Origin of the sequence: Furfurilactobacillus milii (assembly GCF_009864005.1) — a bacterium.
Classification (GTDB): Bacteria; Bacillota; Bacilli; order Lactobacillales; family Lactobacillaceae; genus Furfurilactobacillus; species Furfurilactobacillus rossiae_B.
The window spans coordinates 320,777-333,493 of record NZ_WEZQ01000005.1 but is presented as its reverse complement, the minus strand read 5'-3'; the positions used below and the strand labels follow the sequence as shown (position 1 = coordinate 333,493).

The following is a 12,717-nucleotide window of genomic DNA, read 5'->3' as shown; positions in this document are numbered from 1 at the left end:
TTGCCAGTGAAAAATCGCCCGTACTGGTGTGAATGTAATATTTTATAGATTTTCGTCTGTGTTAAAGTTTAGAGGCGAAAAATCAGTGCTGTTAGTGATAAGATCGCTGATTAGGCTTGTATACGTGTCTAAAGCTTGTTTGGCACATTCGGCGTTGCTATCAGTCAGATACTGAATCAATACGTCACCGCTTAATTTGAGGGCTTTAGCATCGCTTTCGCAGAGGTGTGCGCCGAGATCTGCTTGTAATTTAAGCTGAGCTTGATGATAAGGCGTTTCAAAGTGACGATAATGAGCGTCAAGTAGCACGCTAGCCAACTTAAACGTCCAGTAAGCACTGTTGGCGGCGTACTTGCCTTGTCCACGTTGATAGGCTAATGGTGTGCTATTGATGGCCGTGTAAAAGGGAACATAATTACTTTGAGCCGCAACGCCCATCGCCAACCACTGAACGCCAGCCATGACTGCAGGCACATTTGGCCGAAGCTGGAGGACATGGGATTCTTGTGTTTTGGCTAAGCTAATCGGACGAAAGGCGTGTTTGTGCGTTGCTTCGCGGCCAACTGGATCGTATTCGGTGCCTTCGTAATGATTACTGAGAAAAGCTTCTGCGTCGTTAACCGAAAGACGTTTGCTAGCGTAACGAATAAAAGGCAATTCTTCATCGGTTGGTGACTGATCAATTTCTGGATTAAACATTTTTTGACCGATCCAAACGCGCGGCGTGTTGTACATTTCATCACTCACACCCGTTGTACCAAAAATATGGCGAAAATTAAAACCGTTAGCATCAGGATTGAGGTGATGCTGCTGGACAAAGTCCTCAATCCCATCAGCAAACATAAAGTTATCATGATCGGTAAAATCGATTTGCTGAATGGCCAACTGATTGGCAACGACTGCATAGCCATCATCTGGAATACGCTGTGCTACCCATTGATGGCCGGCACCAGTCTCTAAATACCAAGCTTCGTGTAAATCCGCGAACAAAATACCATTTGTCTCTGCTGTTCCATAAGTTTCAACTAATTTACCCAGTCGTTGAACGCCTTCTCTAGCCGAGGTAACGTATGGAAGCACCACGGTAACCATTGCCTCTTCCTGAATGCCATCAGCAACTAAGGGGTCAGCTGCCAGAACGAGAGCGTTAGAATAAGCACTTTCCGTCGCAGACATGGCCACATTTGCTTCATTAATACCATCTTCCTCAAAAAGACCATACTTTGTCGTCCATTCAGGAGTCGCGGTATAACGCATTGCCGTCTTCGGCAGTGGCATCGTAAAACCATTATCCTTTGACTTAAACTGTTGCGTCTCACTAAAGGTTTGAGCTGGGTGAACGACAAAGTGCTTTGGCCAGGAAGCTTTGCTGTCCTCATTACGGCCGATCATCACGGAACCGTCCGTTGAGGCGGAACGACCAATTAAAATACTTGTACATGCCGATGGTCTTCTGGTGTCATCTATTTGCATCAAGGATGCCTCTCTTTCAATCAATCTGAAACATTATGAATAAAATTACAAAAACACAATGAATAAATTGTAGCAGAAAAGAGAAAACAGGTGCGAAAAGGTGACCGATTTTAAGCGGTTTCATCGCATTTTCTCATCAAACGTTTGTAAGAATGACATTTTTGTGAGGATAGCCGCCAAATTGGTTTCAACTTGTGGTCATAAACGTCAAGATTGTGGTTTAATTATGGTCATTGAGAGCAAAAAGAAAGGATCCCCTAAATGACACGATGGAATGATGAAAACCCGTTTATCAAAATTGTAATTTTATTATTTTCGGCCGTATGCTGTGCCGTTGCGTTGAATGTTTTTCTGATCCCCAGTAACATTTTTGCTGGCGGACTCAATGGGATTGCACAGTTATTGCACTGGGGACTTAAATTTACTGGTGCAGATATTTCAACTGGTTGGTTTATTCTAGCTTTTAACCTCCCGATTGGCATCATGGGATGGCGCAAAATTGGGCCACGTTTTACGGCTTGGAGCTTTGCTAACGCCATTGTGACATCCGTGCTGGCAATTGTAATTCCTGAGGTGAGTGTGTCTCATAATGCATTGCTAAACGCATTGTTTGGCGGTATTTTGACTGGTATTGGCATTGGTTTTCCATTTCGGTTTGGATTTTCAACCGGCGGCATGGACATCATTGCCATGGTTTTGCAAAAAACGACTGGCCGCTCAATAGGGACACTGACGATGATGCTCAATTCCGGAATCATTGCTGTTGCCGGTTTCTTCATCGGTTGGGAAAATGCGCTATTTACGATTATCACTATCTACGCAACCTCACGAATGGTCGATACAATTCACACACGTCATCAGAAGATGACTGCTCTTATTGTGACGAACCGGCCGGATGAATTAATCGCGGCGTTGCGAGAACACCTTTTTCGCGGTGTCACTGTTTTATCCTCGCGTGGCGCCTTTTCGAATCGTGACAATTCAACATTAATGATCGTCATTTCACGTTATGAATTGTACGATTTGCGAACGACCGTTAAGGAAACAGATCCAGACAGTTTTATGAACCTGGTTGCAACGGTTGATATTGCAGGCAACTTTTTTGATGAAGATAAGCAGGCAGAATTGAGGCAATCGTCAAAACAGGGGTAACAGATGCCTAAAAGTTTGCTAAACTTATCTTTGTTTGGTGGAACGTGTTCAAAAATTCGAATCTTGTCAATGAATGGAGTTGCGACATGAACGACGAGCAGTACATGATGGCGATTGACCAGGGAACGACTAGTAGTCGGGCCATGATTTTCAATCATCAAGGACAGATTGTAGGAAAAGCTCAGAAAGAGTTTCCACAATACTTTCCGCAACCGGGATGGGTGGAACACGATCCCGAGGAAATCTGGAGTAGTGTTCAATCAGTGATGGCAGATGCCTTGATTCAGGCGCACCTTGCTCCATACAAAATCCGTGGAATTGGGATTACCAACCAGCGTGAAACAACCATTATTTGGGACCGCAAAACGGGAAAGCCCGTTTATCATGCCATCGTTTGGCAGTCAAAACAGACGACCAGCATTACAGAACAATGGCAACAGGCCGGGTTGACTGAGACAATTCGTCAAAAGACGGGGCTTGTGGTAGATGCTTATTTTTCTGCTTCTAAAATCAAGTGGTTATTGGATAATGTGCCAGGTTGTCGTGAACGCGCAGAAGCTGGTGACCTACTGTTTGGCACCATCGACACATGGCTGTTATGGAAGCTGACTGGTGGTAAGGTTCATGCGACAGACTATACAAACGCCAGTCGGACAATGCTGTTCAACATTCATGATTTGAAGTGGGATGCCGATTTGTTAAAGGCTTTTGATATTCCAGCTGAGTTATTACCTGAAGTGCGAAGCTCGTCCGAAATATACGGCTATACGGCAAATTACACCATGTCAGGTGTGTCGGTGCCGATTTGTGGTATCGCAGGCGATCAGCAAGCGGCACTCTTTGGTCAAACAGCTTTTGACAAAGGCAACGTCAAAAATACTTATGGCACTGGTGCCTTTATTGTTATGAACATTGGTCAGCAACCCACATTATCAACTAAGGGGTTACTAACGACCATTGCATATGGTTTAAATGGTGAAGTAACTTATGCCCTTGAAGGATCAATATTCGTTGCTGGTTCGGCGGTTCAGTGGTTGCGAGACGGAATGAAGCTGGTTCAAGACGCTGGGGATTCTGAAGCAATGGCCATGGCGGCGGATCCAGATGATCATATTTACGTGGTACCGGCGTTTACAGGGTTAGGTGCGCCATACTGGGATCAAGAACTGCGTGGCGCTGTGTTTGGACTCACACGTGGAACAACCCGTGAACAATTTGTGCGGGCAACATTGCAGGCAATTGCGTACCAAACTCGCGACGTGGTCGATACAATGGCTGGTGACACCGGTTTGAAAATTGACACATTGCATGTGGATGGTGGTGCATCCAAGAATGACTATTTGATGCAATTTCAAGCTGACATTCTAAATACAACCATCAAACGTGCCAAGATTAACGAAACGACAGCGCTTGGAGCAGCTTTCCTAGCTGGACTAGCGATTGGCTTTTGGGAAGATCAAGAAGAGTTACGTCGCTTGTATATGACGGGCGACCAGTTCGAACCACAAATGGCGGAAGGTAAACGTAATCAACTTTATCATGGCTGGCAGGTCGCCATTAAAGCCGCCCAAGCGTTTGAACAATAATCGTTTTCTCATAAAAAGAAAGCTGAACTACAGTAAAAACAGTAAATTATTAAAACGTATTAACACGGCAAGAATGACGAGAAAAAGTTTACTGTGAAGTATCCATCCTTGATTGAAACTACCAAAAACGGGCAAAATGGAGTACGGATTTTATTGAGTTCAATCAAGTTAATGATGGCGGTTAAAAATATACATTAGGTTAGAGGATTGATTCATGAAAACTCAAAATTACACAAAGGGTATTCTGTGGGCAGCCTTTGCTTCCACACTGTGGGGGATTTCAGGCACGATCTTGCAGTTTATTTCTCAAACACAGAATATCCCAGCAACCTGGTTTTTATCGGTGCGGACGCTTGGTGCCGGCGTTATTTTGCTCTTAATTAGTTGGTTTCGCGAAGGTCGTCACATTTTTGACCTGTTTAAATCGTGGCGCTTGATCGGTTGGCTGTTCGCCTATGCACTGATTGGGCTAATGGCAAACTTATTTACCTTTTACATGAGTATTAAAACTGGTAATGCAGCTTCGGCCACTATCTTGCAATACTTAAGTCCGCTGTTTATTGTGCTAGGGGCCTTAGTCTTCAAACATGAACGGCCGTTAAAAACTGACTTAATTGCGTTTGGTATTGCATTGGTAGGTGTTTTCTTAGCAATAACGAAGGGCAATATCCATTCTCTGGCGGTACCGATGAACTCAATTATTTGGGGTGTGTTAGCAGGTGTCACGGCGGCATGTTATGTGGTGTTACCAAGGAAAATCGTTGCCAAACATTCACCATTTGTAGTACTTGGCTGGGGGATGTTTATCAGCGGTGTGCTATTTAACTTATGGCATCCATTTTGGAGTCACACGCCGGTCATTACTGGTAAGCTGGTATTATCTATTAGTGCTGTTATTCTTGTTGGCACCATCTTCGCGTTCTCCTCATTGCTGTACAGTTTAAACTTTGCGCCTTCAGCGGTAATTAGCATTGTTGATGCGCTGCAGCCAGTTGTTACTTTTATCCTGAGCATCATTTTCTTTCATCTGCAGATCAGTGTGATGGAAGTGATTGGTTCCATCCTGGTGGTTGTAGCCGTATACCTGTTACAAAGAATGGGTAGCAGTGCAACGTGATTGCGACTACATGTCTTATTCTGGCAGGATAGTGCATTATACATTTGCTTTAAGTGTATAATGCAACTACTGATTTTCTTATTTAAAAAATCAAAAAAAGATGCTTCCTTTTGTGGAAACATCTTTTTTATATTGTGATTTAATTGCTAGTATTGAACGGAACCTACATTTTTTTAATAACGCGGTAACGTTTGCCATCCTTAGGATCATCTGTTTGATCAACTTTATCAAACAGAACGTATGGTTTACCATCCGTCTCTGAGACAATAAACAGGGCGTGCGGGTGTTTATGCTTGTATATCTGTGCGCTCTGATATACCGCGTTATAATCATGCGCATTGGCAATCGCATCACCAGGATTGAAAAGAACATGTTCTTCAGTCATCAGCAAGACCTCCTTTGAGGTAAAAAATGATTACCATCATCATGCTCGCAGGCAGAACAAAAAGCAATTATTCAGCTTTCGCGAGGGCAACTGGCAGATTGAGATAATCGAGTAGGTAGTGAGCCAAACCGTCATGATCGTTGTCTAAAGGTGTCACATCCTGAGCGATAGCTTTAAGATCGTCGATGCCGTTAGCCATGGCAACACCCCAACCGGCATAACTAATCATTGCGTGATCATTGCCTTCATCGCCAAAAGCAATAATGTCATTGCGGTCAATGTGATAGGTCTGGGCTAAAAACTCGAGACCTGTGGCTTTTTCAACCCCTTTGTGGGCGACTTCTAATACGGGCCAACGACCGCCCCAAACATTCATATCAATGTGATCGCCATACCTAGTAGTAATATTGTGAATCAGTTGATCACGGTGTTGTTCACTGAAGTAAAGGGTGAGTGCAGTTGGGTCAGTCGTTAAGTTTCGTGCGTTGAGAATTTGTTGTGGTTGCAGAATGGTTGGAAAAAAGTCAATTGTGCCATCACTCGCATGATTGGCCCATACATTTGTTTTGTTTTCGGCAGCAATCGTCTCAATTCCAAGCGATGATTGATGTGCCAGAAGATCTAATGCAATGTCTCGATCAATGGTGTATTGGTACTCATGCTGCCATTGATGGTGCGGTAAATGACCAAGTGAGCCATTAAAATTGATCATTGCACTATGCAAGCCGAGTTCATCGTAGTATTGACGTGAGATACGATAAGGCCGGCCAGTGACGATACTAACGATGTGACCACTAGCAACAGCTGTTTGTAAAACCTGCTTTGTAAACGGTGAAATAGCAGATTGGTTATTTAAGGTAGTACCATCCAGATCGATGGCAATAAGCTTGCGATTCACGAAATCATCTCCCTTAGACGATTTTTTCGTCCAAAAATATCTTCGTTCTAATTTACCTTATTCATTTGGGTTCTGCAAGTTTGCTAAGAAACTCATCTGTAGCCCGGTGATTCATGGCGATAACGTGACGTACTAAAGATTTCGGTGTAAACTGATGCGAGTGTTTTAAAACGGTTATGGAGGGAACAAAATGCAGTTACCGGCGGGTTTTGCCGAGAAATATTCAACATTAATGGATGAAAGCGAGGCAAAGGACTTTTTAGCCAGCTTTGATCAGCCGATCCACCAAGGGTTTCGTGTTAATCCGCTAAAGGCTAACGCGGTTCCAGAAAACGTTTCATTAAGCGATCCTACAGGGATTCCCACAGGCTATTACGGCCATGTTAGTGGTCATACGCCTGCACATACGACGGGAGTGGTTTATAACCAAGAACCTTCTGCGACTTATGTTGGGGCAGTTGTGGATGCCCAACCGGGAGAACGGATTCTTGACCTCTGTGCAGCACCAGGTGGCAAATCAACTCAAATTGCGGCCGGATTACAACAGCAAGGGTTATTAATGACAAATGAAATTTTTGCCAAACGTGCAGCCGTGTTAGCAGAAAACATGGAACGTTTTGGTGTTGCCAATGCAGTTGTTTTGAACGAAACGCCTGCTCATCTTTCAAAACAGTTAGCCAACTTTTTTGATAAGGTCGTGGTGGATGCACCGTGTTCTGGGGAAGGCATGTTTCGTAAAGATCCAGACGCTGTTCAATACTGGACGCCTGACTATCCGCTTGAGTGTGCCACGCGTCAGCGAGAAATTTTGACTGAAGCTGTCAAGATGGTACGACCAGGAGGCCAACTCATCTATTCGACGTGCACGTTCGCACCAGAGGAAGATGAGCAAATGATGGCGTGGGTATTGACGTCATTCCCGGATTTTGAACTGGTTTCATTGCCGAAATTACCTGGTTTGGAAGCGGCTCGGCCTCAGTGGGCCAATAATGATTCTGAACTGAGTAAAGCTGGCCGGTTGTTCCCCCATCATATGGATGGCGAAGGCCACTTTATCGCTAAATTGATGCGTCGTTCGAGTAAGACAAACGTCACCCATAAACCAGCGAGATTGCCGAAACCTGACGCAAATGAGGTTAAACTATGGCAGGCATTTGAGCAACAACACTTTACTCAATCAATTACAGCGGGGCAATCGTTGACCGTATTTGGGGCTCAATTGTATGCTGTTCCTGCGTTAACGCCAGATCTCGGTAAACTGAATGTATTGCGGCCTGGCCTTCATCTGGGCACGTTAAAAAAGAACCGGTTTGAGCCAGCGTTTGCGTTAGCACTTGCCACGCATCCGGATCAGTATCGGCCAACAGTGGCTTTGACTCAGGCCCAATGGGCACAGTTTGTTCACGGTGACACCGTGACATTAGAAGAACCAACTGAAAATGGTTGGACACTGGCGACCATTAACGGCAACGGTATTGGTTTCGGCAAGGTGGTCGGTCAGACACTTAAGAACGGTTACCCTAAGGGATTACGTTTTCTAGTGAAAGCTGATTAATTAACAGACTTAGTGTTAGATCAATTCAACAGCTAATAAAAAATGTTCAGTCTCAAACGGACTGAACATTTTTTATACGACTCGTCTTTGCTATTGGCGTTTTAAGTTTCGCTGCTGACAATAATTCATTAGGGCGGGGGATAGAACTGTTTTTACAGTTCGTAAATCGGCTGTTGTGCGTGATCCCGTTAACGCGTACAGCAAGCGTAAATCACTTTGCCAATCCTTAATGTACGTATGCAGGGTCTCTTCATCATGGGTCATGAGAACACGCAGAAAGTGGCCAGCCACACCAACGGCGTTTGCCCCTAGGATTAACGCTTTTAAGACATCCAATGGGGTTCTCACGCCACCTGAGGCAGCAGTTTGCATATCGGATACTGCTTGTGCTTCCAGAAGGGATTGAACGGTCGTTTGCCCCCAGTTAGATAAATAGCCCAGTTCTTGATGATGGCGGCGCTCATTTTCAATCCGAGCAAAGTTAGTACCACCACGGCCACTGACATTAATGTATTGAACACCCATCTGTTTTAAAGTGTTAATGGTTTCCTGGCTCATGCCGAAACCAACTTCTTTAACAATAACAGGGACGGACAAGCCGTTAACAATTTCGGTAATGTGGTCGCGCCAGCGCAAATCCCGATCACCTTCAGGCATAATTAGTTCTTGTGCACTGTTGATGTGTAATTCCAATGCATCGGCAGCAACCATGTCGACTAATTGCTGTGCATCGTCAAGTGAGTGACCAGCACCAATGTTTGCGAAAATTTGGCCGTGCGGATTTACCTTTCGAACAATGGTGAAGGTTGACGCTGCTGCAGGTTCCTTTAAAGCAATACTTTGCGAGCCCACTGCCATTGCCACGCCAGTTGCGGCCGCAATTTCAGCGAGCTGAGCATTGATGTGACCGGTTCTCTCAGAGCCGCCAGTCATTGCCTCGATGTAAAACGGTGTCGATAAGGTCAATCCAGCAAAGTGAGTTGACAAATCAATGTTATCAACTGCAATTTCTGGCAAGCTTTGATGAATGATTTGAATATCGTCAAAACCGGCGTCGCTTTTTTCTTGGTATTGTTTTAAAGCAATAGCGAGATGCTCATCCTTACGATGTGCGTGGGCGGATTCAGTTAACTTGCTCATGGCTGGCCTCCTAAATTTTATCCTCAGCGAATTCTGTTATTTTAATCAGTCACAAAGATTTGAGAAATAAAACCGTAGAACCGATAATCGGGTTCTACGGTTTTTAGTTTGAATATGGCGCTCACTTTTATTTTAGAGTGGTTAAACTAAATCCATGACATTATGAACACTCAATGGCAGGGTAGTGATGCCTTGAGTTTCCCAATCCTGCAACAGTGTATCAACGGCCTCGTGTCGATCAATCAAAACGATACCGCAATCACCACCACCAGCACCAGAAGTCTTAGCTGCGCCACCGTGATCTTCAGCAATCGCGCATAAGCTATTTAAAGCGACTGTTTCAATCGGAACATGACTGAAGGCACTTAAATGCTGCAACAGTTTGCGATTCAAGCGAAGTTCGCGTTGGATGATATCGATTGCACCATCTCGAAATCCTTGAATCATCCGGTTTAAACAATCACGGCTTGATTGCAGGAATGTTCGGTATTCGAGTTGATCCATACTTTTAGCCCACGTGACCTTATCAACTAAGTGAGATGTTGATGCGGGAGAACCAGTCCAGCCAATTAGCAACCTTAAATCTGCTGGCGGCGTCAAAAGTTCAACAGACAGTCCAGGCCAGTCAAGGGCTAGCAAATCAATTAGCGGTAGATCATCACGCTTGGCTGTTAGCCACTGATGGTCGAATGAATGGTAAGCAATCCAGCCACCGTAAACAGATGCTGCGATATCACCTAGGGAACCGTTACCTTGAACATCCAAATGGGCAATAGCTGCTAATTTAAATAGCGTGTCCTTAGTGATCGGCAGTTGATAAAACTTGCAGAGTGCTTTGACTGTGCCTACCGTAACAGCAGCGGAAGAGCCTAAACCAAACTTTTTGCCATCCTTGCTATCCAACTGTGAATTTACTGACAGGTGATAGAATTTCAGTTCACGTCCGCATGCGCGTGCGTAACTTTCAGTCAGACGAATAGCGGAGAGCAAGTAATGAAAGGGATTATCCCGATTGTCAAACACAAGTTCATCGCCAGCCCGCCGCCAGTTCACTGAAGTTTCTTTGTATTGTTCAGACTCGATTGTGCCGAAGTTTTTACTTTCCTCAATTGTGACAGTTACAAACTGGTTTAATGCCACAATAATGGCAGGGAACCCCGCTTCAACAACCGCATATTCGCCGGCAATATATAATTTGCCGGGCGCTTTCACGCTAATCAATTAATCATGTCCTTTCAAGACAAAAAATGTGTGCGTTATTCATGTTGAATAGCGCAAACATTGCTCATTTCAAAATTTTATAAATAGGTCAAGCCTGGGCCTGGCTTTGCAACAACCAATTGGTCGTTACCAAATGCTGGCCGTAGATGGTCCAAAATGGCGTCAACTTCATCTGCTAGGCAGATAACTTTTACGTTCGGACCTGCGTCCATCGTATAATAGCAGTTCAGACCTATTGAGCGCAAGTCGTTAATTAATTGCATTGCCTTAATGGTATCGCCATTAAAGTATGTGAAAGGCGGTGTGGCACTAAGAGTCGTTGCGTGCATGCACATTGCATTGTGTTCCGCGATTGAACCAACACGGTTTATATCTTTTTTAAGTAATGCGGCCTTCATCGGCTCGATGTCCGCATTTGCTTGCTGAACCCAGTCATTAAAGAACGGTGATGTTTGTGACTGTTTCATGCCGTGACGGCTGCCAATTTTTTTCTCATCTTGTGAGACCACAATGGCAACCATTCGAATTGGCCAGTCAACTTTTTCATCCAACGGCTCAGCAAAAGAGCTTTCATCGTCATGACCAGCGTGCCATTGAACGAAACCACCAAAGATCGAACGGGTGGCAGAGCCGGAGCCTCGTCTTGCAAGCTGAGACAGTTCACGTCGGGATAAATTGAGACCGGCAGCTTTAGCAGCGGCCCCAGCCAATGCTGCAAAACCGGATGCAGATGAAGCCAGGCCAGCTGTGGTTGGTACGTGGTTACTCGTTTCAATATGAGCAAAGAGGCTAGTGTTAGCACGTTGGCGCACTAGATCCATGAATTGACGAATTCGTTGTTGACCATCTGTCGGCAACTTGATTCCGTCTAAAATGATGTCATCAGCCGCCAATTGTGCGTCAAACTGAACGCTGGTTGTGGTGTAAAAATGATCTAGCGTCATGGAAATCGAATCATTGGTGGGTAAAATAAGGTGTTCATCTGCTTTACCCCAGTATTTAACTAACGCAATGTTTGTGTGCGCCTTTGCAATTACAGGCGTCTGCGAAATTGTCATATTGCTAATGTCCTATCTTTCGTGCTTTATTCTGATCTTCGTGATCAGGCTATCGTTGTGTCAATGGCTCGATCCAAGTTGCCACAGCTCCGTGCTGTTTCAAGGCATTGGCCACTTTAGCGGCTTGCTCGGCGGTTTGAGTCAGTGCAAACATGCATCCCCCCAGGCCACCACCCGTTAGTTTGGCACCCAATGCGCCTGCATCATTTGCGGCATTAATTAAACGTTGTAAAACAGGGTGATTAACGCCAAGATCGGTTAAGTCCTGCTGAGCAGCAGTCAATGTTTGTCCTAACAAACGAACTTGATCGTGTTGGAGATACTTAGCGGCCGCAGCGGTTAAGGTGCCGAGATGATTGATCAAATGTTGACCGACACCAGGCTGTTCATCATCTCTCAGCAGTTCGCTGACCGAATTAACTGCCATGCTGGTTTGACCCGTCACACCTGTGTCACCAACAACTAAAAATGCGTTCATGTGAATCGGAAAATGTTTGAGCGGATTACCTTTGACTAACCACACTGGTTGTGTAGAACTAACCGTTTCTGCATCAATGCCAGATGGTGAGCCGTGCGTGATAACTTCCTCAATGTTAACCGTGTCTAATAATAGCTGTGGATCCAGCGCGGTTTCAAAAAAAGCATAAACGGCGCGCGTAACGGCGGTCGCAACCGCCGCTGAAGAGCCCATACCACGTTCTTCAGGAATGGCACTATCAATTTTTAAATCAAAGTTTAAAGATAAAGCATTAAACCGACGCAACAAGCGTTGCAGTAAGACGCGTAATCCCTCAAATTCACCAGGCAAGTCGACCAGTGCCCCGGTGAAGTAGCTACTTACTAGACGTTGACCGCGCGTTGTCTCACTTAATGTAGCGGTTACGGCAACGTTGAGCAAGGGGACAGCTATCGCCGGTTGGCTATGAACAACGCTATGTTCACCAATTAAAATAATCTTTGCATGAGCGCTACCTGTTGCAACACGCATGATGACGTCACTCCTTCGGCATATTTTACGACCATCATCATACCACAGACACAAATGCTTTATCATGCTTAGCGGGTCTTTGCCTACTGCAACAAACAGAGTAGAATGAAACAAGGATCATAATTTCAACATCGGAAACGCTAA

The 12,717-nt window shown here is 44.9% G+C and carries 11 protein-coding genes; 4 read left to right on the top strand and 7 right to left on the bottom strand.

Going from position 1 to position 12,717, the window contains the following annotated elements; genetic code table 11:
- Positions 1–42: 42 nt before the first annotated feature.
- The gene (locus GB993_RS04355) at positions 43–1,473 is read right to left on the bottom strand and encodes a C69 family dipeptidase (protein WP_161003244.1); all 1,431 of its coding nucleotides are present in this window, start codon (positions 1,471–1,473) and stop codon (positions 43–45) included.
- A 261-nt stretch (positions 1,474–1,734) separates the two neighbouring features.
- On the opposite strand from GB993_RS04355, the gene GB993_RS04350 reads away from it, so the two are divergent.
- From GB993_RS04350 to GB993_RS04340, 3 genes are all read left to right on the top strand, one after another.
- Positions 1,735–2,625, top strand: a complete 891-nt coding sequence (locus tag GB993_RS04350) for a YitT family protein (RefSeq protein ID WP_161003243.1) — start codon at positions 1,735–1,737, stop codon at positions 2,623–2,625.
- Between the two features lie 86 nt (positions 2,626–2,711).
- Entirely contained in the window at positions 2,712–4,211 is a 1,500-nt protein-coding gene (gene glpK, locus GB993_RS04345; protein ID WP_161003242.1) for a glycerol kinase GlpK, read from the top strand.
- Between the two features lie 214 nt (positions 4,212–4,425).
- Complete coding sequence (locus GB993_RS04340; RefSeq protein ID WP_161003241.1) at positions 4,426–5,328, top strand: DMT family transporter; 903 nt, start codon at positions 4,426–4,428, stop codon at positions 5,326–5,328.
- Positions 5,329–5,491: 163 nt separating this feature from the next.
- Here GB993_RS04340 and GB993_RS04335 read toward each other — a convergent pair whose 3' ends face one another.
- The gene (locus GB993_RS04335; protein WP_017261815.1) at positions 5,492–5,713 is read right to left on the bottom strand and encodes a hypothetical protein; all 222 of its coding nucleotides are present in this window, start codon (positions 5,711–5,713) and stop codon (positions 5,492–5,494) included.
- A 67-nt stretch (positions 5,714–5,780) separates the two neighbouring features.
- On the bottom strand, positions 5,781–6,611 hold the full coding sequence (locus tag GB993_RS04330) for a Cof-type HAD-IIB family hydrolase (RefSeq protein ID WP_161003240.1): 831 nt from the start codon (positions 6,609–6,611) through the stop codon (positions 5,781–5,783).
- 190 nt (positions 6,612–6,801) lie between these two features.
- Between GB993_RS04330 and GB993_RS04325 the strand changes: the two genes are divergently transcribed.
- Positions 6,802–8,166 (top strand): RsmF rRNA methyltransferase first C-terminal domain-containing protein, encoded by a 1,365-nt coding sequence (locus tag GB993_RS04325; RefSeq protein WP_161003239.1) that lies wholly within the window; start codon positions 6,802–6,804, stop codon positions 8,164–8,166.
- 90 nt (positions 8,167–8,256) lie between these two features.
- Here the strand turns inward: GB993_RS04325 and fni are convergent, their stop codons facing one another.
- The 4 genes from fni to mvk form a co-directional block, all read right to left on the bottom strand.
- A complete protein-coding gene (gene fni, locus GB993_RS04320) occupies positions 8,257–9,306 on the bottom strand; it encodes a type 2 isopentenyl-diphosphate Delta-isomerase (RefSeq protein WP_161003238.1) in 1,050 nt (349 codons plus the stop codon).
- A gap of 141 nt (positions 9,307–9,447) precedes the next feature.
- Positions 9,448–10,527, bottom strand: a complete 1,080-nt coding sequence (locus GB993_RS04315; RefSeq protein WP_161001344.1) for a phosphomevalonate kinase — start codon at positions 10,525–10,527, stop codon at positions 9,448–9,450.
- Positions 10,528–10,604: 77 nt separating this feature from the next.
- Entirely contained in the window at positions 10,605–11,585 is a 981-nt protein-coding gene (gene mvaD, locus GB993_RS04310; protein ID WP_161003237.1) for a diphosphomevalonate decarboxylase, read from the bottom strand.
- A 49-nt stretch (positions 11,586–11,634) separates the two neighbouring features.
- The gene (gene mvk, locus GB993_RS04305; protein WP_161003236.1) at positions 11,635–12,573 is read right to left on the bottom strand and encodes a mevalonate kinase; all 939 of its coding nucleotides are present in this window, start codon (positions 12,571–12,573) and stop codon (positions 11,635–11,637) included.
- Positions 12,574–12,717 lie beyond the last annotated feature (144 nt).